General features: G+C 67.2%; 17 protein-coding genes. 8 read left to right on the top strand and 9 right to left on the bottom strand.

The annotated features are described in order from the left end of the window. Nucleotides 1-59: 59 nt before the first annotated feature. The gene (locus tag VKQ35_RS10440) at nucleotides 60-263 is read right to left on the bottom strand and encodes a hypothetical protein (RefSeq protein ID WP_324361247.1); all 204 of its coding nucleotides are present in this window, start codon (nucleotides 261-263) and stop codon (nucleotides 60-62) included. 178 nt (nucleotides 264-441) lie between these two features. Between VKQ35_RS10440 and VKQ35_RS10435 the strand changes: the two genes are divergently transcribed. The 5 genes from VKQ35_RS10435 to VKQ35_RS10415 all read left to right on the top strand — a co-directional run bounded on the left by VKQ35_RS10435 (nucleotide 442) and on the right by VKQ35_RS10415 (nucleotide 5730). Continuing rightward, nucleotides 442-858 carry a rubrerythrin family protein gene (locus VKQ35_RS10435; RefSeq protein WP_324361245.1) on the top strand — a complete coding sequence of 139 codons (417 nt, stop codon included), beginning with the start codon at nucleotides 442-444 and terminating at the stop codon, nucleotides 856-858. Between the two features lie 167 nt (nucleotides 859-1025). After that, the gene (locus VKQ35_RS10430; protein ID WP_324361243.1) at nucleotides 1026-2402 is read left to right on the top strand and encodes a heterodisulfide reductase-related iron-sulfur binding cluster; all 1377 of its coding nucleotides are present in this window, start codon (nucleotides 1026-1028) and stop codon (nucleotides 2400-2402) included. A gap of 8 nt (nucleotides 2403-2410) precedes the next feature. Beyond that, entirely contained in the window at nucleotides 2411-3004 is a 594-nt protein-coding gene (locus VKQ35_RS10425) for a DUF3501 family protein (protein WP_324361241.1), read from the top strand. Between the two features lie 90 nt (nucleotides 3005-3094). Beyond that, entirely contained in the window at nucleotides 3095-4414 is a 1320-nt protein-coding gene (locus VKQ35_RS10420) for an MFS transporter (RefSeq protein WP_324361239.1), read from the top strand. Further along, nucleotides 4411-5730, top strand: coding sequence for an MFS transporter (locus VKQ35_RS10415; RefSeq protein ID WP_324361237.1), 1320 nt, complete (start codon nucleotides 4411-4413; stop codon nucleotides 5728-5730). The genes VKQ35_RS10420 and VKQ35_RS10415 overlap by 4 nt, the downstream gene beginning before the upstream one ends. Here the strand turns inward: VKQ35_RS10415 and VKQ35_RS10410 are convergent. The 3 genes from VKQ35_RS10410 to VKQ35_RS10400 form a co-directional block, all read right to left on the bottom strand. After that, entirely contained in the window at nucleotides 5709-6185 is a 477-nt protein-coding gene (locus VKQ35_RS10410; RefSeq protein ID WP_324361235.1) for a hypothetical protein, read from the bottom strand. The two genes, VKQ35_RS10415 and VKQ35_RS10410, sit on opposite strands and share 22 nt — an antisense overlap. A gap of 373 nt (nucleotides 6186-6558) precedes the next feature. Further along, entirely contained in the window at nucleotides 6559-7764 is a 1206-nt protein-coding gene (locus tag VKQ35_RS10405; RefSeq protein ID WP_324361233.1) for an acetyl-CoA C-acyltransferase, read from the bottom strand. A gap of 27 nt (nucleotides 7765-7791) precedes the next feature. Next, nucleotides 7792-9867: a 3-hydroxyacyl-CoA dehydrogenase NAD-binding domain-containing protein gene (locus VKQ35_RS10400; protein ID WP_324361231.1), complete on the bottom strand. Its 2076-nt coding sequence runs from the start codon at nucleotides 9865-9867 to the stop codon at nucleotides 7792-7794. A 167-nt stretch (nucleotides 9868-10034) separates the two neighbouring features. On the opposite strand from VKQ35_RS10400, the gene VKQ35_RS10395 reads away from it, so the two are divergent. Continuing rightward, on the top strand, nucleotides 10035-10814 hold the full coding sequence (locus tag VKQ35_RS10395) for an SDR family oxidoreductase (protein WP_324361229.1): 780 nt from the start codon (nucleotides 10035-10037) through the stop codon (nucleotides 10812-10814). A gap of 12 nt (nucleotides 10815-10826) precedes the next feature. Here VKQ35_RS10395 and VKQ35_RS10390 read toward each other — a convergent pair whose 3' ends face one another. Then, on the bottom strand, nucleotides 10827-12974 hold the full coding sequence (locus VKQ35_RS10390) for a malate synthase G (RefSeq protein ID WP_324361227.1): 2148 nt from the start codon (nucleotides 12972-12974) through the stop codon (nucleotides 10827-10829). Between the two features lie 115 nt (nucleotides 12975-13089). Continuing rightward, nucleotides 13090-14682, bottom strand: coding sequence for an isocitrate lyase (locus VKQ35_RS10385; RefSeq protein ID WP_324361225.1), 1593 nt, complete (start codon nucleotides 14680-14682; stop codon nucleotides 13090-13092). A 155-nt stretch (nucleotides 14683-14837) separates the two neighbouring features. Here VKQ35_RS10385 and VKQ35_RS10380 point away from each other — a divergent pair, with 155 nt between their 5' ends. Next, nucleotides 14838-16256 carry a helix-turn-helix domain-containing protein gene (locus VKQ35_RS10380; protein WP_324361223.1) on the top strand — a complete coding sequence of 473 codons (1419 nt, stop codon included), beginning with the start codon at nucleotides 14838-14840 and terminating at the stop codon, nucleotides 16254-16256. Between the two features lie 159 nt (nucleotides 16257-16415). After that, nucleotides 16416-17642, top strand: coding sequence for a TetR/AcrR family transcriptional regulator (locus VKQ35_RS10375; protein ID WP_324361221.1), 1227 nt, complete (start codon nucleotides 16416-16418; stop codon nucleotides 17640-17642). Nucleotides 17643-17645: 3 nt separating this feature from the next. Here VKQ35_RS10375 and VKQ35_RS10370 read toward each other — a convergent pair whose 3' ends face one another. The 3 genes from VKQ35_RS10370 to VKQ35_RS10360 all read right to left on the bottom strand — a co-directional run bounded on the left by VKQ35_RS10370 (nucleotide 17646) and on the right by VKQ35_RS10360 (nucleotide 25639). Then, complete coding sequence (locus VKQ35_RS10370; RefSeq protein WP_324361219.1) at nucleotides 17646-19106, bottom strand: MFS transporter; 1461 nt, start codon at nucleotides 19104-19106, stop codon at nucleotides 17646-17648. 290 nt (nucleotides 19107-19396) lie between these two features. Continuing rightward, nucleotides 19397-22273, bottom strand: a complete 2877-nt coding sequence (locus VKQ35_RS10365) for a TonB-dependent receptor (RefSeq protein WP_324361217.1) — start codon at nucleotides 22271-22273, stop codon at nucleotides 19397-19399. A 516-nt stretch (nucleotides 22274-22789) separates the two neighbouring features. Next, nucleotides 22790-25639 (bottom strand): TonB-dependent receptor, encoded by a 2850-nt coding sequence (locus tag VKQ35_RS10360; RefSeq protein ID WP_324361215.1) that lies wholly within the window; start codon nucleotides 25637-25639, stop codon nucleotides 22790-22792. Nucleotides 25640-25732: the final 93 nt, after the last annotated feature.

Raw genomic sequence — 25732 nt, 5'->3', positions numbered from 1 at the left:
GGTTGATAGTTAGACGGCCCCCGCCAATTGTCAACCAGATGGTTGAATTTGAATCTCGATCAGGCCTTCGGCGACGCGCCGCGCTCGCCGGTTTCCTTGCGCGCGCGTTCCAGCTCTTCGCCCTCCGGCCCGTCCAGCGCGGCCTCGGCCGCCCGAGCCTTCTCCTCGATGCCGCCCTTCTCAACGAAGGCGCGTTCCTCGGCGTCGAACTTGCGGGCGGCGGCGTAGTCGCCCTCGCCCTGAATCTTGGATTTGTCGGTCATGGCTGGGCCTCCGGTTGCTCCAGGGCTAACCCGGCCGCAAGGGCTCGGTTCCGGACAGATCAGCTCGATGCTCTCGATAGAATAAAACGATTATCTCTATTGTCCCTGGGCCGCCATAGTCAGGCATTGAGATGACTTAGCGCCGGCGCCGGCCGGCGGACCGCCAAAGGAGACGACGATGAGCCTGGCCACCAGCAAAACCCTCGACAACCTCAAGGCCGCTTTCGCGGGCGAGAGCCAGGCGAACCGGCGCTACCTCTACTTCGCGCAGAAGGCCGACGTGGAAGGCTACAACGACGTGGCCGCCGTGTTCCGCTCGACGGCTGAGGGCGAGACCGGCCACGCGCACGGCCACCTGGAGTTCATGGAAGCCGTCGGCGACCCCGCCACGGGCCTCCCGATCGGCGGCACTGCGCTCAACCTGAAGGCCGCCATCGCCGGCGAGACCCACGAATACACCGACATGTACCCGGGCATGGCGCGCACCGCCCGCGACGAGAACTTCGACGAGATCGCCGACTGGTTCGAGACGCTGGCCAAGGCCGAGAAGTCCCACGCCGGCCGCTTCCAGCGCGCGCTCGATACGCTGGACTAACCATCGGTGTCATCCCGGTTTCGGCGCAGCCGAAGACCGGGACCCATAGACTCGGCGTCGCAGGCGGTCCGCGGCGGCGCCGAGCGAAGCCTTCGAAGTAAGCGTTTATGGGTCCCGGTCTTGGCGTGCCGCCAAACCGGGATGACAGCTCGCTTGGGACGGGACGCATGAGCGAAGACGGCAAATCATCGATCGCCGGTCCCCCGCGCGAGGGCAGCCTCGACGCGCCGTTCCGCCATCCCATCGCCTGGCAGGACGAGGCCTATTACGACCTCGCCGCGGTCGAGGCGGAGATGGAGCGTCAGTTCGACGTCTGTCACACCTGCCGCCGCTGCTTCAACCTGTGCGACAGCTTTCCCCGGCTCTTCGACCTGATCGACGAGAGCAAGACCGGCGAGCTCGATAGCGTGCCGAAGAGCGACTACGCCAAGGTCGATGAGGCCTGCACGCTCTGCGACATGTGCTTCCTGACCAAGTGCCCATACGTCCCGCCGCACCCCTTCGACATCGACATCCCCCACCTGATCCTGCGCTACCGCGCCGCCAAGCGGAAAGCCGGCCACCGGGAGTTCGTGCGCGAACAGCTGGGCAAGACCGACCGCAACGGCAAGCTCGCCAAGCCCTTCGCCGGCGTCGTCAACGCCATGAGCGCGCGGGCGAACACGCCGCTGCGCAAACTGCTGGAGGCGATCGCCCAGATCGACGCCGAGGCGGAGCTGCCCAAGTACCATTCGCGCACGGCGACCGACCGGCTGAAGAACCCACTGGCGCCCAACCCCGCGGGCCCTGCGTTCGGCCAGCGCAAGGTTGCGCTCTATGCGACCTGCTTCGTCGACTACAACGAACCCGACACGGCGGTCGCCGCGGCCAAGGTCCTGGCCCTGCAGGGCGTCGAGGTGAAGCTGGTCTATCCGGAATGCTGCGGCATGCCGCAGCTGGAAGCCGGGGACCTGGCCGACGTCGCCGGCCGCGCGGGCCGCGTGGCGGCAGTCTTCGCGCCCTATATCGCCGACGGCTATGACGTGGTCGCGCTCACCGCCTCTTGCGGCCTGATGATGAAGTTCGAGTGGCCGCTGATCGAGCCGGCTGACAAGGCGGTCGTGACGCTCTCCGCGGCGACCAAGGACATCTGCGAATATGTCGTGGACCTGCAGAAGAGCTTCGGCCTGGCGCCCGGCCTGACCCCCGTCGAGGGCGGCGTCACCCTGCACCACGCCTGCCACGCCCGGGCGCAGAACATGGGCGCCAAGTCCGCCGAGATGCTGCGCCTGATCCCTGACACCCGGGTCGAGCTGGTGGAGCGCTGCTCCGGCCACGGCGGCACCTTCGGGGTGATGAAGGCCACGCACGCGGTCGCCAACAAGGTGGGCCGCCCGGCCGCGCGCCAGGCCGCGCAGAAGGCGACGGACAATCTCTGCTCGGACTGCCCGCTGGCCTGCAAGCACCTGGGCCAGCTGATGGTCGCCGAGACCTCCGCCGAGGCCCATGCTGCGCCGCGCCAGGCGCACCCGATCGAAATTTTCGCCCGCGCTTACGCGCTCTGAGAAACAGCATGCCCGCCGCCGCCCGCCAGATAACCCCCGCCGACCTGATCCCCGACGCCGACTACGCCAAGGAGCGGCGGGAGCGCCGCGCGGCGCTGTTGCCGGTCAAGCGCCTGCGCCGCGTGCCGCTTGGACCGATCTGCACCTTCATCTTCGAGAACTACGACACCATGCTCTTCCAGGTGCAGGAGATGCTGCTCACCGAGCGCGGCGGCGCCGAGCAGGTCCCCGACGAGCTCGCCGCCTACAATCCGCTGATCCCGCAAGGGTCGGAACTCGTGGCGACGGTGATGTTCGAGATCGACGACGAGGTCCGGCGCGAGGCCGCGCTCAGCCGTCTGGGCGGCGTCGAGGACCGCTTCTTCATCCAGGTCGGCGAGACCCGCGCGACGGGCGAGCCGGAGGGCGACGTCGAGCGCACCCGCGAGGACGGCAAGACCTCGTCGGTCCACTTCCTGCGCTTCGTCCTGACCCCCGATCAGATCGCCCGGTTCCGCGATCCGGCGACCCAGATCCTGATCGGCTGCGACCACGAGCAGTACAGCCACCTGGCCGGCCTGACGCCCGCGACACGCGCCGAACTGGCGAGGGATTTCGCCTAGCGGCGCCCCGCTCTTGTAAGCGCCGACCGTTCGCGGTCATCTGCACCCTCCAAGCCCGCCGCCAGAGCGGGCCTTCGGGAGGGAATTTCGTTGACCACCGCATCCGCCGGGACGCCCGCGCCCATCGCCAGTCTGCGCAAGGTGGTGGCCGCCTCGATGATCGGCACCACCATCGAGTGGTACGACTTCTTCCTCTACGGCTCGGCCTCGGCGCTGGTGTTCGGCAAGCTGTTCTTCCCCAAGGCCGAGCACGCCACGGGCATCATGCTGTCCTTCGCGACCTATGCGCTCGGCTTCGCGGCGCGGCCGCTGGGCGGGCTGATCTTCGGCCACTTCGGCGACCGGATCGGGCGCAAGCAGCTGTTGATGCTGAGCCTGCTCCTGATGGGCGGATCCTCCATGCTGATCGGCGTCCTGCCGACCTTCGCCCAGGTGGGGCTGCTCGCGCCGCTGGGGCTCGTGTTGTTGCGGCTGGTGCAGGGCTTCGCGGTCGGCGGCGAGTGGGGCGGCGCGGTGCTGATGGTCACCGAATACGGCGACGCGCGCCGGCGCGGCTTCTGGGCCGGCTGGCCGCAGGCGGGGGTTCCAGCCGGCAACCTGCTGGCCGCCGCGGTCCTGGCGATCATGTCGGCGATCCAGTCCAACGCCGACTTCCTGGCCTGGGGTTGGCGCGTGCCGTTCCTGCTGTCGGGCGTCTTGGTGCTGATCGGCTATTGGGTGCGGATCAGCCTGGCCGAGAGCCCGCTTTTCCAGCAGGCGCTGGACGACGCCGGCGCGCCGCCCAAGGCGCCGATGATGGACGCCATCCGCGAACGGCCGGGCGGCATCGCCATCGGGGCGGGCCTGCGGGTCGCCGAGAACATCAGCTTCTATGTCGTCACCACCTTCGGCCTGACCTACATCGTCGACCACGCGCACCTGACGCGGTCCCAGGCGCTGAACGCCATGCTGATCGGCACGGCGGTTGAGGTGGTGCTGATCCCAATCTTCGCGGCGCTTTCCGATAAGGTGGGCAGACGTCCGCTCTATGTCCTGGGGGCGGTCGGCATCGCCGGCTGGGGCTTTGTCTTTTTCCGCCTGATCGACACCGGCCAGACGCCGCTCATCGTGCTGGCCATGATCGGCGGCCTGGTCTGCCACGCGCTGATGTACGCCCCGCAGGCGGCGTTCATCGCCGAGCTGTTCCCGACGCGGATGCGCTATTCCGGCGCCTCGCTCGCCTACCAGGGCACCTCGATCTTCGCCGGCTCGCTCGCCCCGATCATCGCACTGGCGCTGCTGGACCGCTTCAAGTCCTGGGTCCCGATCGCGATCTACCTGGCCATCGCCGGCGCGATCAGCGCGTTTTCCGCCCTCAAGGCCCGGGAGACCAAGGGCCTGACCTTCGCCGAAATCGACGCGTTAAAATGAGCGCGGTCACAGCGGACGCTGCGCCCACTAAGCCGCGCCTGGGCGGCAAGGTGATCTTCGCCAGCGCCATCGGCACGACGGTCGAGTGGTATGACTTCCTGCTCTATGGCTCGGCCGCCGCCCTGGTGTTCGGCAAGGTGTTCTTCACCAGCTCCACCCCGCTCACCGGGACGATGCTGGCGTTTGCGACCTATGGCGTCGGCTTCCTGGCGCGGCCGTTCGGCGGGGTGATCTTCGGCCACTACGGCGACCGGGTGGGCCGCAAGACGATCCTGACCATCAGCATGCTGATCATGGGGGTGGCGACCTTCCTGATCGGCGTCCTGCCGACCTACAGCCAGGCCGGGATCGCCGCGCCGATCATGCTGGTGATCCTGCGGCTCGCGCAGGGCTTTGGCCTGGGCGGCCAGTGGGGCGGCGCGATCCTGATGTCGGCGGAATTCGGCGACGCCAAGCGCCGCGGCCTGTGGACCGGCTTCACCCAGGCCGGCGGCGGGTTCGGAAACTTCCTGGCGACGCTGGTGCTGGCGATCCTGGCGGCGACGCTGAAGCCCGAGGACTTCCTGGCCTGGGGCTGGCGCATCCCGTTCCTGCTGTCGGTCGTGCTGATCGTCATTGGCCTGTGGGTGCGCGCCTCGCTGGAGGAGACGCCGGTGTTCGAGGCGGCGCTGGAGGCGGCGCAGGCGCACAGCGCGCCGGTGCTGGAGACCCTGAAGCGCCGGCCCTGGCAGGTAGTGCTGGGCGGCGGGCTGAAGTTCGGGGAGAATATCAGCTTCTACCTGATGACCGCCTTCGGCATCACCTACATCACCGAGATGCTGCACCTGTCGCGCAGCGTGGCCCTGAACGGGGTGCTCGTCGGCGCGGCGCTGGGGGCGCTGACCATGCCGCTCTGGGGCTGGCTCTCGGACAGGATCGGCCGGCGGCCGGTCTATGGCTTCGGCGCCGCGGGCCTGATCGTCTGGGCCTTCGCCTTCTACCCGCTATTGGAGACCCGAAGCCCGGCCCTGATCATCCTGGCGATGGCCGTCGGCGTCACCGTGCACTCCGCCATGAACGGTCCGCAGGGCGCCTTCATCGCCGAGCTCTTCCCGACCCGGATCCGCTATTCCGGCGCCTCGCTCTGCTACCAGGTGACCTCGATCGTCGGCGGGTCCTGGGCGCCCCTGATCTCGCTGGCGCTGTTCAAGCACTACCACTCGTCCCTGCCGATCTCGATCTACCTGGCGGGGTCGTGCGCGGTCAGCTTCGTGGCGGTGCTGCTCGCGAAGGAGACCAAGGGGCTGACGTTCGCTCAGATCGACGCGGAGGGGTGAGCTAGGGGCGAGGTGGCCGCCAGCGCGCGCTGCCTGAGTTTCAGCGGGAAAACCACAAGAGCAATCGCGCAGACGCCCAGGAGCCACGTCGGCCCGAACAGGGTGCTTCGCCCGCTGCTCCTGAAATCGATCAGAGCGTTGTCCTGCGGTGCGATGGGGTCAAAGTAGGTTGGTGTCTGCTGGCCGACCCTAAGGGTTCCGTCCAATGGATGGCCGTTACCCGCGTACTGCCCCTCTCCATATGTGAAGACGTAGCTGTAGAGGTGGTTCTCGGGGTCATAGGAAGTGACGCGGGCTGATGCCACTAGTTCTCGATCGCCAATGGTGACGTCATGCAGACCTTCGCGGACAACTACGAGCGCGCTTAGGCAGAGCGCGATGGAAGGTGCAAACAGCAGCCACCACCAGCGTGATCCGGCTAACTCTTCGATCTTGTATGTTGGCGCACCGTCCATTTGTCCGAGTCTAGTCCATCGGACGGACCGAGCCATAGATCTCCTGGCGGCCAGTTTGCCTTCCGGTCTCGGCAACTCAAGGATCGGGCTTTGCCCGGCCGCGACGCGGCGCGCCGAAGAGCGCGTCCTTGACTTGCCGAGACCGGAAGGCTCGCATCTGCCGTGAGATTTAAGGCGGAGAGCGCCCAGGAGGGCGCGTCCAACTTAAGATGCTGCCCCAGAGATGCTCCCCCAGCGCGGAGCGCGATTGAGGGGGAGCTGTCAGCGAAGACTGACTGAGGGGGTTGCACCCACGGTCCATCCGCCGCGGATGAAACCCCCTCCGTCTCGGCGCTACGCACCGAGCCACCTCCCCCAATGGGGAGGATCCAGATTAGAAAATCTCGAACAGCCCCGCAGCCCCCATGCCGCCGCCGACGCACATGGTGACGACGCCGTACTTGGCCTTGCGGCGCTTGCCCTCATACATCAGGTGGGCGGTACAGCGGGCGCCGGTCATGCCGTAGGGATGGCCGATGGAGATCGAGCCGCCGGAGACGTTGTACTTCGCCGGGTCGATGCCGAGCTTGTCGCGGCAATAGAGAACCTGGCTCGCGAAGGCCTCGTTCAGCTCCCAGATGTCGATGTCGTCGATGGTCAGGCCGTTGCGCTCGAGCAGTTTCGGGATCGCGAACACCGGGCCGATGCCCATCTCCTCCGGGCCGCAGCCGGCGACGGCCATGCCGCGATAGGCGCCCAGCGCCTCCAGGCCACGCTTCTCGGCTTCCTTGCGCTCCATCAGCACCACCGCTGCGGCGCCGTCGGAGAGCTGGCTGGCGTTGCCGGCGGTGACGTACTTGCCCTCCTGGACGTAGCGGCCGCCCTTGAACACGGGTGTAAGCTTCTGCAGGTCGGCGAGCGTCGTCTGCGGGCGGTTGCCCTCGTCGGCGCCGATGGTGATTTCCTTATCCGCCGTCTCGCCGGTCTCCTTGTTGACCAGCACCTTCATGACCGTGGTCATGGGCGCGATCTCCCGGTCGAAGCGGCCTTCCGACTGGGCCTGGGCGGTGCGCTGCTGCGACTGGAGGGCGTATTCGTCCTGCGCCTCGCGGCTGACGCCGTAGCGCTCGGCGACGATCTCGGCGGTCTCGATCATCGAGGTGCCGAGTTCGGGCACGTTCTCCTTCAGCCACGGATCGACGGCCATGAAGCCGTTGATGTGGCCGTTCTGAACCAGGCTGATCGACTCGATGCCGGCGCCGATGGCGATCGGGGCGCCGTCGTTGATGATGTACTTGGCGGCGGTGGCGACACCCATCAGGCCGGAGCTGCACTGGCGGTCGATGGTCATGCCGGCGACGGTGTTGGGAAGGCCCGCCCGCAGCGCCGCCTGGCGGGCGATGTTGTTGCCCGTCGTGCCCTGCTGCAGGGCGCAGCCCATGGCGATGTCATCGACCTCGCCCGGGTCGATGCCGGCCTGCTCGATCGCCGCGGCGATGGCGTGACCGCCCAGCGTCGCGCCATAGGTGTTGTTGAACGCGCCGCGGTAGGCCTTGCCGATGGGGGTCCGGCGGGCGGCGACGATGACGGCTTCACGCATGGGGAGTGTCCTGCTTTCGGGGAGGAGTTAGGCCTTGAGGTCGGAGAACTTCTTGCCCTCGGCGACCAGCTTCTCGAGCAGCGCCGAGGGCTTGAACGCCTCGCCCATGGTCGCCTGGAATTCCTTCATCTTGGCCAGCACCTTGTCCGCGCCGACCTGGTCGCCGTAGTGCATCGGGCCGCCGCGGTAGACCGGCCAGCCGTAGCCGTTGATCCAGACCACATCGATGTCGGAGGGGCGGATCGCCTTGCCCTCTTCGAGGATCTTCGCGCCCTCGTTGATCATCGGATAGACGCAGCGTTCGAGGATCTCCTCGTCGCCGATCTTGCGCGGGTTGGCGCCCGATTTGACGATGAAGTCGTTGATGATCTTCTCGGTGACGGGGCTGGGCTTGGCGGCGCCCTTTTCGTCGTAGTCGTAGTAGCCCGCGCCGGTCTTCTGGCCGCGGCGGTCCATCTCGCAGAGCACGTCGCGGATGGTCTCGCCCTTGGAGTTCTCCTTCACCCAGCCGATGTCGAGGCCGGCCAGATCGCTCATCGCAAACGGGCCCATGGGGAAGCCGAAGTCGTAGAGCACCCGGTCGATGTCCCAGGGCATGGCGCCTTCCATGACCAGCTTTTGGGCCTCACGCTGTCGCTGGGAGAGCATCCGGTTGCCAATGAAGCCTGGGCACACGCCGGCCAGGACCGCGATCTTGCCGATCTGCTTGGCGAGCTTCATCGAGGTGGCGATGACGTCCTTGGCGGTCTTCTCGCCGCGCACGATCTCCAGCAGCTTCATGACATTGGCCGGCGAGAAGAAGTGCAGGCCGATCACGTCCCCAGGCCGGCTGGTCACCGAAGCGATCTCGTCGATGTCGAGGTAGCTGGTGTTCGACGCCAGGATGGCGCCGGGCTTGGCCACCTTGTCCAGGCGGGCGAAGATGTCCTTCTTGATGTCCATCCGCTCGAAGACGGCCTCGATGATCAGGTCGCAGTCGGCGAGCTTCTCGAAGTCCAGCGAGCCGGAGAGCAGCGCCATCCGCGCCTCGGTCTCCTCTGGCTTGGCGGTGCGCGAGCGCTCGTAGTTCTTGCGGATCGTGGCGAGGCCGCGTTCCAAAGCGGCTTCCTGCACCTCGACGATGGTCACCGGGATGCCGGTGTTGAGGAAGTTCATGGCGATGCCGCCGCCCATGGTGCCGGCGCCCAGGATGCCGACCTTCTTGATCGGGCGGATCGGCGTGTCGTCCGGCACGTCGGGGATCTTGTTCGCCTGCCGTTCGGCGAAGAAATAGTAGCGCTGGGCCGCCGACTGGGCGCCCATCATCAGCTCGGTGAAGAGCTTGCGCTCGGCCTTCAGGCCCTCGTCGAAGCTGGCCGAATTCACCGCCGCCTCGACCGCCTTGATGTTGTTTTCCGGGGCCATGAAGCCGCGGAACTTGCGCGCATTGGCCTTGCGGAAATCGGCGAAGATTTCCGGATGGCCCTTGGCGGCCTCGAGCTTGGCGTTGTTGTCGCGCACCTTCACCAGCGGCTTGTTCTCGGCGACCGCCTTGCTGGCGAAGGCCAGCGCGCCTTCCAGCAGCTTGCCCTCTTCCACCAGCTCGTCGACCAGGCCCATGGCCAGCGCCTGCTTGGCCGGCACATGGCGGCCGGAGGTGACCATGTCGAGCGCGGCTTCGACGCCGACGATGCGCGGCAGGCGTTGCGTGCCGCCGGCGCCGGGCAGGAGACCGAGCGCCACCTCCGGCAGGCCGACGCGGGCGGACGGGACAGCGACGCGGTAGTGGGCGCAGAGCGCGACCTCCAGGCCGCCGCCCAGCGCCGTGCCATGGATCGCGGCGACGACGGGGATGGGCGAGCCCTCCATCATGTCCTGCACATCGAAGAGGCTCGGGCCCGCCATGGCGCCGCCGAACTCGCTGATGTCGGCGCCGGCGATGAAGGTGCGGCCTTCGCAGATCAGCACGATCGCCTTGGCGTCGGACGCGCCGGCGGCCTTGAAGCCCTCGAACAGGCCTTCGCGGACCTTGGCCGAGAGCGCGTTCACCGGCGGGGAGTTCAGCGTGATGACGGCGATGTCGCCGTCGCGCGTCAGCGTGGTCACCGCATTGATCTCGGTCATGGCCTGAAGCATCCCTATGGCTGGCGGACCGCTCGCTAAAATGGGGTGGCGGCCCCGAAATTCAAACGCTTGTTACAGACCCCGCTGGACCCTTCCAAGTCAAATGTGCGAGGGGTCTGGGAAGCCTACAGCGGCGCTCGCCGCGTCAACCAAACGGGGAAGCGCTCATGATGCTCGACATGTTCTCTCTGAAGGGCCGCACCGCCATCGTCACCGGCGGCTCGCGGGGCATCGGCAAGATGATCGCCCGCGGCTTCCTCGAGGCGGGCTGCGCGAAGGTCTACATCACCTCGCGCAAGGCCGGCCAATGCGATGAGACCGCCGCGGAGCTCGGCGAGAACTGCATCTCGCTCCCGCAGGACCTGTCGACGATGGAGGGGATCAAGTCGTTCGTCGGCCGCTATCTGGACCACGAGGACAAGCTCGACATCCTGGTCAACAACGCCGGCGCGGCCTGGGGCGCAGCGTTCGATGAGTTCCCGGAGAGCGGCTGGGACAAGGTGTTGAATCTGAACCTGAAGTCGCCGTTCTTCCTCACGCAGGCCCTGCACAGCGCGCTGAAGAAGGCCGGTACGCATGAGCGGCCGGCGAAGGTGATCAACATCGCCTCGATCGACGGCATCCGGCTCAATCCGCAGGAGACCTACAGCTACCATGCCTCCAAGGCCGGGCTCATCTACCTGACCCGCCGGATGGCCGCGACGCTGATCGCCGACCACATCTGCGTCACCGCGATCGCGCCCGGCGCCTTCGCGTCGGAGATGAACCGCGTGGCCCGCGACGAAGGCGAGGCCGTGGCCAAGCGAATCCCCTCGCGCCGCATCGGCAAGGACGAGGACATGGCCTGCGCGGCGATCTATCTGGCGAGCCCGGCCGGCGACTATGTGGTGGGCGACACCATCGCAGTGGATGGCGGCGTGGCGCTGGCGCTCGCCGGCGGGCTCTAGGCCGCCAACGCCTCAGCCGGCGATTTGGGCTTTCCGCTCACGGCGCCGCGCGCTGAGGATGTGCTCGGTGTAGCCGTTGGGCTGGGCGCGGCCCTGGAAGACCAGGTCGAGCGCGGCCTGGAAGGCGACGCTCCTCGCCGGGTCCGGGCTCATCGGCGTGTAGGCCGGATCACCCGCGTTCTGGGCGTCCACGACCTTGGCCATCCGGGTCAGGGTCTCGCGCACCTGGGCCTCGCTGCAGACGCCGTGATGCAGCCAGTTGGCGATGTGCTGGCTGGAGATGCGCAGGGTCGCGCGATCCTCCATCAGGCCGACGTCGTGGATGTCCGGCACCTTGGAGCAGCCGACGCCCTGGTCGATCCAGCGGACCACATAGCCGAGGATCCCTTGGGCGTTGTTGTCGAGCTCCTCCTGAACGTCGGCGGCGTTCCAGTTGGACTTCGCCAGCGGCGGAGTGAGCAGTTCGTCCGTGCCCGTCTTCGCGCCGGCCTTGGCCATCCGCGCCTGCAGCGCCGGCACGTCGACCTCGTGATAGTGCAGGGCGTGCAGCACCGCCGCGGTCGGCGAGGGCACCCAGGCGGTGTTGGCGCCGGCCTTGGGGTGGCCGATCTTGGCGGCCAGCATGGCGGCCATCATGTCGGGCGCGGCCCACATGCCCTTGCCGATCTGGGCGCGGCCCGGGAAGCCCGTGGCCAGGCCGATCTCGACATTTCGCTTCTCGTAGGCGGGCAGCCAGGGTTCGGCCTTGATGGCGTCCTTGCGCACCACCGGGCCGGCCTCCATCGCCGTGTGGATCTCGTCGCCCGTGCGGTCGAGGAAGCCGGTGTTGATGAACACGATCCGCTCGCGCGCGGCGTGGATGCAGGCCGCCAGGTTGGCGCTGGTGCGGCGCTCCTCGTCCATGACGCCGAGCTTAACGGTGTTGGGCGCGAGGCCGAGCGCCTCCTCCACAAGGCCGAACAGCCGCACCGCCAGCGCGACCTCGTCGGGCCCATGCATTTTCGGCTTCACCACATAGACCGAGCCGGCGGTGGAGTTGCGGCCATCGCTCTTCAGGTCATGCAGGGCGGCGGTGACGGTGACCAGCGCGTCGACCACGGTCTCGAAGGCCGGCTCGCCCGCATAGCGCGCGGCGTCGTTGGTCATGTGGTGGCCGACATTGCGCACCAGCATCAGGGAACGGCCAGGAAGCGTCAGGCTGCCGCGAAGGGTCGAATAGACCCGGTCCTCGGCGAGCGCGCGGCTCTCGGTCTTGCCGCCCTTGGAGAAGGTCGCGGTGAGGTCGCCGCGCATCAGGCCCAGCCAGTTGCGGTAGACGCCGACCTTGTCCTCAGCGTCCACGGCGGCGACGGAGTCCTCGCAGTCCTGGATGGTGGTGAGCGCGGCCTCGACCAGCACGTCGGCGACGCCCGCCGCATCGTCCTTGCCGATCGAATGGCTGCGGTCGATCTGGATTTCCAGGTGCAGGCTGTTGTGAACCAGCAGCACCGCCTGCGGCGCGGTGGTCTCGCCTCGCCAGCCGACGAACTGGATCGGATCGGCCAGCGCCGTCTCCTGGCCCCCGGCCAGCTGGACGATCAGGCCGCCGTGGCCGACGATATAGCCGACCGCGTCCGCGTGACTGCCGGTCGAGAGCGGCGCGGCGCGGTCGAGGAAGGCCTTGGCGTAGGCGATCACCTGGCCGCCGCGCTGCCGGTCATAGCCGCCCTTGCCGGTCGGGGGGCTGAGCGCATCGGTGCCGTAGAGGGCGTCGTAGAGGCTGCCCCAGCGGGCGTTGGCGGCGTTCAGCGCGAAGCGGCCGTTGGAGACCGGCACCACCAGCTGCGGCCCGGCGAGCCTGGCGATCTCCGGATCGACACCGGTCGTCAAAATCTCGAACGGCGCGGGTTCGGGCTGCAGATAGCCGATCTCGCGCAGGAAGGCGGTCTCCTCGGCGACGTCGAAGGCCTGGCCCTCGCGCGCGCGCCACCAGGCGTCGATCTGGGCCTGCAGCTCATCGCGGCGCGCTAGCAGGGCGGCGTTGCGCGGCGTGAAGTCGGCGAGGATCGATTCCAGCGCCGACCAGAAGGTCGCGGCGCCAACCTCGGTCCCGGGCAACAGTTCGTCCTCGACGAAACGGGCCAGGATGTCGTCGACCGAAAGCTTGGGAGAGATGTCCATGGGATGACCGCAGGCGTTCAAGGGGGCGTTGCGCTCAGAAAGCAGCCGCGCTGAAGAAAAGAAAGGCCCCCGCCTTGCGGCGGGAGCCAAGTCTGGTCGACCGAGTTCCGCCGTCTTAGGCGAACTGGTTCATGGTATTGTGCGCGCCGCCGGCCTTGAGCGCCGCCTCGCCCGCGAAATATTCCTTGTGGTCGTCGCCGATGTCGGAGCCCGACATGTTCTGATGCTTCACGCAGGAGATGCCCTGGCGGATCTCCTCGCGCTGGACCTTCTTGACGTAGCCCAGCATGCCCTGGTCGCCGAAGTACTCCTTGGCCAGGTTGTCGGTGCTGAGCGCGGCCGTGTGGTAGGTCGGCAGCGTGATCAGGTGGTGGAAGATGCCGGCCCGCTTGGCGGCGTCCGCCTGGAAGGTGCGGATCTTCTCGTCGGCCTCGATGGCGAGCGCGGTCGAGTCATAGTCGACGCTCATCAGCTTTTCGCGGTCGTAGGCGGACACGTCCTTCCCAGCCTTGGCCCAGGCGTCATAGACCTGCTGGCGGAAGTTCAGCGTCCAGTTGAAGGAGGGGCTGTTGTTGTAGGCGAGCTTGGCGTTGGGGATGACGGCGCGGATGCGGTCCATCATGCCGGCGATCTGCTCGATATGCGGCTTCTCGGTCTCGATCCACAGCAGGTCCGCGCCGTTCTGCAGCGAGGTGATCGAGTCGAGCACGCAGCGGTCCTCGCCGGTGCCGGCGCGGAACTGGAAGAGGTTGGACGGCAGGCGCTTGGGCCGCAGCAGCTTGCCGCCACGGTTCAGCACCACGTCGCCGTTCTTCATGTCGGCCGGCGAGATCTCCTCGCAGTCGAGGAAGGCGTTGTACTGGTCGCCCAGGTCGCCCGGCTGGTGGCTGACGGCGATCTGCTTGGTCAGGCCTGCGCCCAGGCTGTCGGTGCGGGTGACGATGACGCCGTTGTCGACGCCCAACTCCAGGAAGGCGTAGCGGCAGGCGCGCACCTTGGCCAGGAAGTCCTCGTGCGGGACGGTGACCTTGCCGTCCTGGTGGCCGCATTGTTTTTCGTCGGAGACCTGGTTTTCGATCTGCAGGGCGCAGGCGCCCGCCTCGATCATCTTCTTGGCCAGCAGATAGGTCGCTTCCGCGTTGCCGAAGCCGGCGTCGATGTCGGCGATGATCGGGACCACGTGGGTCTCGAAGCCGTCGATGGCGTCGATCAGCTTCTGTTCCTTCTTGGCGTCGCCGGCGGCGCGGGCCGCGTCGAGGTCGCGGAACAGCAGGGAGAGCTCACGCGCGTCGGCTTGCTTGAGGAAGGTGTAGATTTCTTCGATCAGCGCCGGCACCGAGGTCTTCTCGTGCATCGACTGGTCGGGGAGCGGCCCGAAGTCGGAGCGCAGGGCGGCGACCATCCAGCCCGAGAGGTAGATGTACTTCCCCTTGGTCGAGCCGAAGTGCTTCTTGATCGAGATCATCTTCTGCTGGGCGACGAAGCCGTGCCAGCAGCCGAGGCTCTGGGTGTAGTTGGCGGGGTCGGCGTCATAGGCGGCCATGTCCTCGCGCATGATCCCGGCGGTGTATTTGGCGATCTCCAGGCCGGTCTTGAACCGGTTCTGCAGCCGCATGCGGGCCACGCCCTCGGCGTTGATGCCGTCCCAGGCGCCGGACTTGCCCTTGATGAGCTGGCTCATCTCGATGATGTGGTCTTGATAGGCCATGACGCGTTTTCCATGCTGTCGAAGGCGGGGAGACCCTCGAACTTGACCTCGGCCCTAACGCGCGAGGCCACCCCGCGGCGAGTCCGCGCAAGGTTGAGCTGTAAAACTTTACAGAACTATGCTGTAAGGCTGTAAAGTTCTCAGTGGGCGGACCTATGGCGACGGAACGCGGGCTCTATGTGGGGCCCAGGCTTCGGCGGATGCGGCGCGACCTTGGCCTGACCCAGGCCGACATGGCCGCGGCGCTAGAGGTCTCGGCCTCCTACATCGCGCTGCTTGAGCGCAACAACCGGCCGCTGACCGCGGGCCTGCTGCTGAAGCTCGCCCAGACCTACGACGTCGACCTGGGGAGCCTCGGCGGCGGCGCGGCGGACGACACCGCGCGGCTGCAGGCGGTGCTGAAGGACCCGATGTTCGCCGGCATCGATGGGGCGGCGGGCGAGCTCACCGACATGGCCACCAACTATCCGGGCGTCACCGAGGCGCTCTTGCGGCTCTACACCACCTATCAGGAGGGCCAGCTCGCCTTCGCCGACCGGGGCGCAGCCGCCGCCGGCGCAGACGCCGACGATGCGTCGGACCCCGTGGCCGAGTCGCGGCGGTTCCTGGCGGCGCGGCGCAACAGCTTCCCCACGCTCGACGACGCGGCCGAACGCCTGGCCCAGCAGGTGGGCGCGCGCGAGAACGTCACCAGCTATTTCCAGACCCGCCACGGGCTGCGGGTGCGGCGCGTTCCGGCGAGCTTCATGGTCGGCTCGACACGCCGTCTCGACCGCCACCGCCAGGAGGTGCTGCTCGACGACAGCCTGGACGCCGCCAGCCAGGCGTTCCAGCTGGCGCTGCAGCTCTGCTATCTTGAGCTCGCGCCGGAGATCGACGCGGTGCTGGAGGGCGGCAGTTTCGCCAGCGAAAGCGGTGAGCGCCTGACGCGGCGCGCGCTGGCCAGCTACGCCGCCGCCGCGGTCCTGATGCCCTATTCGGCCTTCGCGCGCGCGGTAGAGGCCCGCCGCTACGACGTGGAAGCGCTCGCCCGCCAGTTCGGCTGCTCCTTCGAACAGACCGCGCACCGGCTCACCACCCTGCAGAAGCCCGGCCAGGAGCGGGTGCCGTTCTTCTTCATCCGGGTCGACCCGGCCGGCAATGTGTCCAAGCGGCTGGACGGGGCCGGCTTTCCCTTCGCGCGGCACGGCGGCGGCTGCCCGCTGTGGTCGATCCACCACGTCTTCCGCACGCCCCGCGAGGTTGTCACCCAGTGGCTGGAGCTGCCCGACGGCCAGCGGTTCTTCTCCATCGCCCGCACGGTGACCGCCGGCGGCGGCGCGTTTGGGGCGCCCAGGGTGGAGCGGGCCATCGCGCTCGGCTGTGCGGCCGAGCACGCCGGCAAGCTGATCTACACCGCGGGCGCGCCGGCTGGAGGTCTTACCGGAGACGCGCCTGCGACCCCCATCGGCGTCACCTGCCGGCTCTGCCAGCGGACCGAATGCACGGCGCGCTCGGAGCCCCCGATCGGCCGCCAGATCCTGCCCGACGATATCCGCCGCACCAGCCTGCCGTTCGGCTTTTCCGAGACCTGAATTTGAGAGAACGCAATCGCCGAACAAGCGGCGCCGTCGCTGTCGATTGCTTCAAGTCGGGCATGCGTAAGTCGCTGGCGCGACGGCGAATTCCATGCGCTAATTCCGCAAAATAACGGGAATGAAACACGTTCCCGACAGAAACGCTGGGAACGAAACATGGCTCAGGTTGCGGTCCAGTCCACGGACCGGTTCGAGCGTAAGCGCGAGTCGATTCTCGATACCTCGACCGAGCTGTTGAACAGTCGCGGGGTGAAGGGTTTGACGCTCGGGATCGCCGCCGCCGCGGTCGGCCTCTCCACCACCAGCGTCACCTACTATTTCCGGCGCAAGGACGATCTGGCCGCCGCGGTGATGATGCGCGGCGTCGCCTGCCTGAGCGAGATCGTCAACGTCGCCATGGCCAAGGCGACGCCGGCCGAGCGCCTGCATTGCCTGCTCGACCTCTACCTGCAGCGGATGCGCCGCGCGGCGCTTGGCGAGGTCGCGCCGCTGCCGCTGCTCTCCGAGATCCGCGCGCTCGCCCAGCCTCAACGGGGCGAGGTCTCCGCCGCCTACATGAAGATGTTCCGCCGGCTGCGGCAGCTGTTCGAGGCGCCGGAGTTCGATGGCCTGACGCGGGGCCGGCGCACGGCCAGGACCCAACTCCTGCTCGCCCAGCTGTTCTGGGCCGCGGCCTGGCTGCCGAAATACGATCCGGAGGACTACGGCCGGGTCTGCGAGCGGATGTACGACATCCTGACCGGCGGGCTCGCCGCGGCCGGCTCGGTCTGGGCGCCGCAGCCGGTCCCGGTGGCCGAGGTCACGCCGCGCGGCCGGCAGGAGATGGCCCGGGAGACCTTCCTGCTGGCGGCCACCCGGCTGATCAACGCGCGGGGGTACCGCGGGGCCTCGGTGGACAAGATCTCGGCCGAGCTCAATGTCACCAAGGGCAGCTTCTACCATCACAACGACGCCAAGGACGACCTGGTGGTGGCCTGCTTCGAGCGCACCTTCGAGGTGATGACCCGGGTCCAGCGGCTGTCGCTCACCCTGCCGGGCGATCAGTGGACGAAGCTCTCCAGCGCCGCGGCCGCCTTGGCCGAATACCAGCTCTCCGAACACGGACCTTTGTTGCGCAGCTCCGCGCTCGCCGCCCTGCCGGAGGAGATCCGCCGACAGATGGTGCAGCACTGCGACAAGGTCTCCGACCGCTTCGCCTCGATGATCTCCGACGGCATCGCCGAGGGGTCGGTGCGGCCCGTCGACCCGTTCCTGGCCGCCCAGATGCTGAACGCCATGGTCAACGCCTGCGCCGAGCTCACCTTCTGGGTGCCGGACGTCGGCCAGAAGGCGGCGCCCGCGGTCTTCGCGCGGCCGCTGATGATGGGCCTGTTCTCGCGCTAGGCCTTAGAGCGGCGGCTCCTGGATCGTCGCGAGCGCGGCGACCTCGCGCAGGCGATCCAGGTTCGCCTCGTGGGTCGCGCGGTCGATCTTGTAGAAGCTCAGCGCCCAGATCGACGAGCCGGTGAGCAGCGCCAGCAGCGGCAGATAGAGCATCGCCAGGCGCCGGACGTCCTCCCAGGGGACCGTCCCGGGCGCGGCGCCCAGCGGATAGTGGACAAGGGTCAGCATGACGCCCGCCAGGAAGGCGCCCAGCCCGGCGGTGATCTTCGGCACCAGCCCGTTGGTCGCGAACACCACGCCTTCCGACCGCGTGCCGGATTTCACCGCCTGGTCTTCGACCACGTCGGCGACCATGGAAGACAGGACCACCAGACCCATCAGGGCCAGCAGGTAGGTGAGCAGCACGCTGGCGAAGAGGGCGGCGAACAGCGCCGGCGTCCCGTCGGGCGGCATCAGGCCCAGGAGCCTGAGCGAGATCGGCGTCAGCTGCACCAGCAGGGTGACGGTGAAGAGGAACATCATCGTCGTCTTCTTGCCGAATCTGCGGGAGAGGGCGGGCGCGGCGAAGACACCCAGCATTGAGGCGATCAGGCCGCCTGGCGCCAGATAGGCGACGTTCTGCGGCGAAAGCCGCCAAAGGTCGAAATAGAAGTAGGTCGAGAGCCCCGTCTGCATGCCGAAGGAGGCGCCGCCCAGGATGTTGGCGATGATCACCGACAGCAGCGCCGGATTGAGGACCGCGCCGAAGATCTCTTTCGTCGTCACCGCGAAGGTCACCTGCCGTTTCGGCGGCTGATGCAGGTAGGGGATGCGGTTGTGGGTCGCCGCCGAGGACACCAGGATGCAGACGATCATCACCGCCGCGCCCAGGGTCCCGAACTCGGCGTAGCGCGCCCGGTTCATGACGCCGGTGGGGTTGGCCGGCCCCTTCGCCAGGAACACGTCGTAGAGGATGAACTCCATCGCCGCGGTGGCGAAGACCAGGAAGAACCAGCGCCAGGCGAAGAGCGACGTCCGCTGGTCGTAGTCGGGCGCGAGTTCCGGGGCGAGCGCGTTGGAGGGCACTTCGTAGAGCGACAGCGAAAGCCGCACGCCCAGCATCAGGGCGATGGAGAAGGCGAAGACCGCGCCGGCGCCGAGGCTGCCCGGCACATGCCACAGGATGTAGAAGAACAGGCCCGCCGGCAGGGCGGCGGCGTACATGAAGGGATGGCGCCGTCCGAGCCTGGACCGGTGATTGTCGGTCCATTGCCCGATCAAGGGGTCGATCACCGCGTCGGCCACCATGGAGATCAGGAACGCCGACCCCACCCAGATGGCTGGCACGCCCAGCACGCGGCTGAAGTAGAGCTGCACGACCGAGGCGGAGAGGACCGCCAGGACCACGCCCATGGCCACCGAGCCGACGCCGTAGGTGATCTTGATGGACGTTGGAAGCGGCGGCGGTGCGACCGACAGGCTCACGGTCGTTGGGCTCTATGAAGCCCGAAGGCTGCGGCCCTGACGCTTGACGCCATACTGTCCTCCCGTCGCGCGCGCCCGCGACTTGTCGTCGGACTTCCTGGAGCCGTGGTCGCGGCGCCTGCCCGATCCTTGTCCGGGGACCGTGGGGTAGGCTCTGGGAGGCGTCAACGGTTTTGATCTTACATCGTAGACAGGTCTCTTCGCCGAGCGCGATGAGGCTAAATTCCTCCACAAATACAAAGGGCGCGTCCTTGCGGACGCGCCCCCTGAACCGGAAGTTCTAAGAAGGTCTAGAAGCGGTACTGCAGTTCGATGCCGTAGGTCCGGGGCGGGGTGATCACGTAGGACTGGGTGATCGAACCCGGCCCGATGCCCGTGCCGGTGAGCAGGCCGTTGGTGGTGGTGGCCGTGGCCGGATTGCCCGCGACAATCGGGTTGCTCGTGCCCTGGCTCGCCGCGATGACGTTGTTGGCGTAGAGGCCGCTGTTCCGCCCGCCACCCGCGCCGCCGTCGTAGCCGAGGGTGTTGCCGATGTTTTTGACGTAGGCGATCACCGTGTACTTGTTGTCCTTGTCCTTCCAGGTAATCCGCGCATCCACCTGATCCCACGACGGCGAGGCGTCGTAGGCCCGCGTGAAGAAGCTGGGGTACTGCTTGTCGCGCCAGACGTAGCTGACCGACGGGCTCAGCGAACCCTTCTCGAAGTTCCAGGTGTAGAGGAAGTTGACCGCCACCTTGTTCTTCGCCGCCTGCGGCAGCTCATTGCCGCTGAGGTTCTGCGGCCGTTGCACGAAGCCCGTGTTGTTGTCGCAGAGCGGGTTCGGCAGCGGGTTAGCCGCGGTGACCGTGCTTCCGGTGCCGGTGCACTTCACCAGCGCGCCGGGCGTCACCGGCTTGGCGCCGGGCTGCACGGCCAACGGGTCGGCCGGATCGACCACGTTGGTCAGGCCGGTGACGCGGGTTGGGTTGTAGCCGTAGGTAAACAGGATCCGTAGGTTGTCGATCGGAGTCCAGGTGGTCTCCAGCTCGATACCCTCGGACACCGCCTTGGGGATGTCGATATAGCCGCTGGCGCTGGTCGCCAGGGCGCCGGTGTTGTTCACCACGGTCAGCGGGGCCTGGTAGTTCTGGAAGTCGTAGTAGAAGCCCGCCAGGTCGACCTGCAGGTTGTGGCCGATCGTCATCTTGATGCCGGCTTCGTAGTCGTTGACGTGCTCGGGGTCGACGCAGGCGTTCGAGCCGAGGGTGGTGGTCACGCCGACGGCGCAGCCGCCTTCATTATAGCCGCGGTTGTAGCGGGCGTAGACCATGGTGTCCTTGGTCGGCTCCCACTGCAGGCCGGCGGTGCCGGTGGTCGCCTGAGATTCAAGGTCGTACTTGCGGTGGCCGTAGCCGTCCGGCGTGAACCAGACGCCGGCGGTGGTGGCGTGAGCCCCACCGACCACGCCCTTGGGCGGCGCAATCGGCGCACCGCCGGCCAGCAGGCTCTGCAGCGGCCCGTAGGCGAGCGAGGCGGTGATGTCGACGACCGGGGTGAAGCTGCCCAGCGATTCCGGCGTGGTGCCGCAAGGCGTGGTGGCGAAGCACAGGGTGCGGTTGTCTTCCTGCCCGAACAGGTGGTCGTGGGTCCAGCGCAGGCCGAGCGTCGCCTTCCAGCTGTCAGTGAACTTCCAGTCGAGTTGGCCGAACACCGCATAGGATTCGTTCTGGAACGACGAGCGGTCGTCGAACAGCCGGCTGGCGAAGGGCAGGGGGACGGCCCCGCCGGGAATGAGCGACGGCACCGCGGCGACCACGGCCGAGCCGTTGGAGAGCTGCGGCTGCTGCTGCAGGGTCGTATATTCCGGCTGCCGGATGCCCTCGCGGTAGTAGTAGAGGCCGCCCAGCCACTGCAGCGCGCCATTGCCGGTCGACGAGAAGTCGATCTCGTGGCTGATATTGTGGAAGTTCTCCTGATAGGTCTGGTCGTAACGCGGGAAGATCTTCAGAGGCGTACAGACCCCCAGAGTCACGAACAGCGTCGAGCAGGTGCCCGTGCCGCTGATCGGAATGACGTAGGAGGAGATGGACCCCGATCCGTTGTCCGAAATCAGCGTGTAGTGGTAGTTGTTGCCGCCGACGATGTACTTCGTGTCGAAGCCGTCGGCGTGCCAGGTGAAGTTGGCGCTGATGATATAGGTGTCATCCAGCGAGACGCTCTGCGGGATGTTGGACGCGAAATCGCGGGGATTCTTCGAGGCCGGGTTGACGCAGCCGAGCGGCGAGGTGTTGACCACCTGGGTCACCACGCCGCCGGGGGAGCAGGCAAACCCGGCGTTCCCCAGCAGACCGCCGAATTCGGCGAAGTTGAACGGCCCCGGCGAATAGCCGGCGCGCGCGCCCGGTCCGCCGCCGCCGTTGTTCCAGCCGGCGATGTCCGCCTTGATCCAGCCGTCGGCGTGCTCGCCGAACTTCGCCTGCAGTTGGCCTTCGATGAAGTAGGTGTCGATCACGTTGCCTTCAGTGGGCATGCCGGGAACGATGTTGGTGAAATAGCCCTGGCTCTGCTTTTCCCAGTTCCCCGCCAGGCGGTACTGCAGGTCGGGCGCGAGCGGACCGGAAACCGCGGCTTCCACCAGGAAGTGGCGGTAGTTCTCGAAGCGGGCGCGGATTTCCGCGTAGGGATCTTCGGTCGGGTGCTTGGAGATCACGTTGATCGCGCCGCCGATCGAGTTGCGGCCGTACAGCGTGCCTTGCGGGCCCGCCAGCACCTCGACCCGGTCGGTGAAGATCGGCGACTTGCCGGCGGTCACCGTGGATTTGGTGAAGATGCCGTCGTCATAGACCGCGACGGACGTGGCCAGGGCCTGCTGGTTCGACAAACGGCCGATGCCGCGGAGCGAGGCGCGGTCATTGGCGCTGGTGTAGGCCAGACCCGGCGTGAAGTTGGTCATGTCCTGGATGGTGTTGATGCCGATCAGGTCACGGTTGGCGGAGGTGAACGCGGTGATCGCCACCGGCACGTCTTGCAGATTCTGGCTCCGCTTTTCGGCGGTGACCACCAGTTCCTCGATGGTGTTGGAGGCCGCCGCCGTGGTCGAGGACTTCGACTGGGCGTGGGCGGATGATCCGAGAGCGGCGGCGATCAGCAGCGCGCTTGACGCCAAAAGGCGAACCTTGTGTTGCAACGTAACCTCCCCAGTGGCCGACTAGGCCCTTGATTAAACTCAATGTTTCCTGTGCGTTGATCCATGTTCGGCGACCGGGCGCGCAGCCTTTGGGGCTGCGGGCCTGGCTGGCGGCGCCGCCATGGACGTCTTTGATTTCAATTGGTTCGGTCGGGTGAAGGACGCGCAAGCCACAGCGCCGCGAAGCGTTCTCACGCCCGCGAGCTCAGCCTGAAGGCCGCCCCCTGCCCCCATAACGTTCTCCCTGCCGCGCTTTTGGCGGCTTGCGTCGGGCGTTTCTGCGGTGGAATCCGCAGCCGTCCGATCCTATTGTTCGCCGAACCTGCGGTAGGGCTAGCGCAGCGTCAACGCCTTTTGGCCATTTCGGCCTCGCAATATTCAAAAAGTCGGCATGGCCGCCACAGATTCGCCCCAAAGAAACAAGGCGGCGCCAAGCGCAAAAACAAGGGGCGCGCCCTCGCGGACGCGCCCCTCCAAGTCTCGGCAGGCCGGGGAAGTCCCCGGAAACTGCGTTGGTTAGAAGCGGTATTGGACCTCGACGCCGAAGGTGCGCGGCGGGGTCAGATTGTAGGTGGTGTCGATCCCGTTGAAGGTCGCGTTGCGCTGCACGGCGTTGAAACCGCCGCCCGGCAGGGTCGCCGCGAGGCCCGGCGTCAGGCCGGCCGCCGCGATGGTGGCCGCCGAGTAGACGCCGGTGAGGCGGGAGCCGGAGGCGCCGCCGTCATAGCCCAGCTGATCGAAGACGTTCTTGGCGAACGCGATGACCGTGTAGCGGTTGTCCTTGTCCTTCCAGGTCAGGCGCAGGTCCGTCTGATCCCAGGACGGCGCTTCGTTGTAGGAGCGCTGGAACAGGGTGCCGTACTGCTTGTCCCGCCAGATGTAGCTGACTTCCGGGGTCAGCGTGCCCGCTTCGAATTCGAAGGCGTAGGTCACGGCCAGCGAAATCTTGTTGCGGGGGATCTGCGGCAGGCTGTTGCCGCTCAGGTCCTGCGGGCGCTGCACCATGCCGGTGAAGACGTCGCAGAGCCCGTTCGGATTCGGGTTCGGGTTCGGCGAGGTCGCCGAGGTGCCCGTGCAGGTCGCCAGCGCGGTCAGCGGCTTGGCGCCGGGCGCCAGGGCTTCCGGGTCATTGGGGTCGATGACGTTCTTCAGCGACTTAATGTAGGCGTCGTTGAAGGAGTAGTTGAACAGCACGTTCAGGTGGTCGACGGGCGCCCAGACGGTTTCCAGCTCGAAGCCGCGGCTGACCGCTTTCGGGATGTTGACGTACTGGCTCTGGCTCACGGCCAGGTTGCCCGTGTTCGACGGCACGTTGAGCGGGGCCTGGAAGCCGTCCAGGTCTTCCCAGAAGAGCGCCAGGTTCACCTGCAGCGTCTTGTTGAAGAAGTCCTTCTTGATGCCGGCTTCGTAGTCGTTCTCGTGTTCGGCGTCGGTGAACGGGAAGGCGCCGAGCACGCTGGTGACGCCGGAGTTGAAGCCGCCCATCAGATAGCCGCGGCTGTAGCGGGCGTAGAGCATGGTGCCGGCGCTCGGATCCCACTGGAGGCCGGCGGTGCCGGTGGTCGCCGACCAGCTGTGGTCGTAGGCGCGGTGCGCGAAGCCGTCGGGCGTGAAGGTCACGCCGCTGCCGAACACGCCGCCCGGCACGACGCCGGTCGGCAGGCTGCCCAGGTTGACGACGCCGGCCGTCACGTCCACCGGCGGGGTGAAGGTCTGGCCGAGCAGCTGCGGCGAGGACCCGCTGAGGCAGGCGCTCGGTCCGAAGCAGATGACCCGCACGGCTTCGGTGCCGGTCAGCTTGTCGTGGCTGTAGCGCAGGCCAAGGGTGGCCTTCAGGGTGTCGGTGAACTTCCAGTCCAGCTGGCCGTAGGCCGCGTAGGATTCCGACTCGAACTGGGTGCGGTCGTCGTAGAGGCGGTTCTGGAAGTCCAGCCCCACCGGGCCGGTCAGCGCCGCGGCGGCCGGGGTGATCGGGCCGGACAGTTGCGGCTGGTTGGGCATGGTCGTGAAGACCGGCTGCTTGTAGCCTTCCTTGTAGTAGTAGAGGCCGCCCAGCCACTGCAGCGCGCCGTTGCCCGTCGAGGCGACGTTAATTTCGTGGCTGATGTTGTGATAGTCCTCGGCGTAGGTCGAGGACTGCAGCGGGAAGATCGACAGCGGCAGGCAGGAGCCGCCGCCCGCGTTGGTCGCCGGGCAACCCTGCGCCGCGACGGGCAGAGCCGGATTGAACGCCGCCACCGGGATCTGGAACGAGCTGATCGAGCCGTCGTTCGAGTTATCCTGGAACAGGGTGTAGTGGTAGTTGATCCCGCCGCCGATGTACTTCACGTCGAAATTGTCGAAGTGATAGGTGTAGGTGGCCGCGATCCCATAGGCGTCATCGAGCGACACGGACTGGGCGATGTTGTTGGCGAAGCTGCGGTGATCGCCGCTGTTCGCGGGGTTCACGCAGCCCTGCGGGCTGGTGTTCACGACGTTCAGGACGCCCGAACCGGGCGCGCAGGCGTAGCCCGCGTTGATGTTCTGAGCGCCGTATTCGCCAAAGCCGATCTGGCCGTTGGTGTAGCCCGAGCGCGCGCCCGGTCCGCCGCCGCCGTTGTTCCAGCCGGTGATATAGGCCTTCACCCAGCCGTCGGCGTGCTCGCCGAACTTCGCCTGGAGTTGGCCTTCCAGGTAGTACTGGTCGATGACATTGCCTTCCGACGGCATGCCCGGGACGATGTTCTTGAAGTAGCCGTCGGCCTGCTTTTCCCAGTTGCCGGCGATGCGGTACTGCAGGTCGGGCGCCAGCGGGCCGGAGACGGCGGCTTCCAGCAGGGTGTGGCCGTAGTTGCCGATGGTCGCGCGGACTTCGCCGTAGGGGTCCTCGGTCGGGCGCTTGGAGATGACGTTGATCGCGCCGCCCAGCGAGTTGCGGCCGTAGAGCGTGCCCTGCGGCCCGCGCAGCACTTCCACCCGGTCGGTGAAGATCGGCGACTTGCCGGCGGTCACCGTCGAGGTGGTGTAGATGCCGTCGTCGTAGACCGCGACGGGCACGGCGACCGGGTGGGCGTTGGTCAGGCGGCCGATGCCGCGGATGGACGCCCGGTCATTGGCGCTGGTGTAGTTCAGGCCCGGCGTGAAGTTGGTCATGTCCTGGATGGACGTGATGCCCAGGAGGTCGCGCTTCTCCGACGTGAAGGCCGAGATGGCGACGGGGACGTCCTGCAGGCTCTGCGACCGCTTTTCGGCGGTGACGACCAATTCCTCGATGGTGTTGCTCGCGGCGGCGACCGCGGCGGGCTTGGTCTGAGCGTGGACCGATGAGCTGAGCGCGATCGCGAACAGCGCGGCGCCAGACGCCAAAAGGCGAACTTTGTTATTCAATTGTACCTCCCCAGTAGCCCAGCGGGCCAGGAATGAAACCAGCGGATTTTTTTTTGTTCCACTGGCTCAGCCGTACCGAGGCGTCAACTCCCC

Source organism: Phenylobacterium sp. (genome assembly GCF_035309685.1).
Classification (GTDB): domain Bacteria; phylum Pseudomonadota; class Alphaproteobacteria; order Caulobacterales; family Caulobacteraceae; genus Phenylobacterium.
This window is presented reverse-complemented; position numbering and strand designations above follow the sequence as displayed.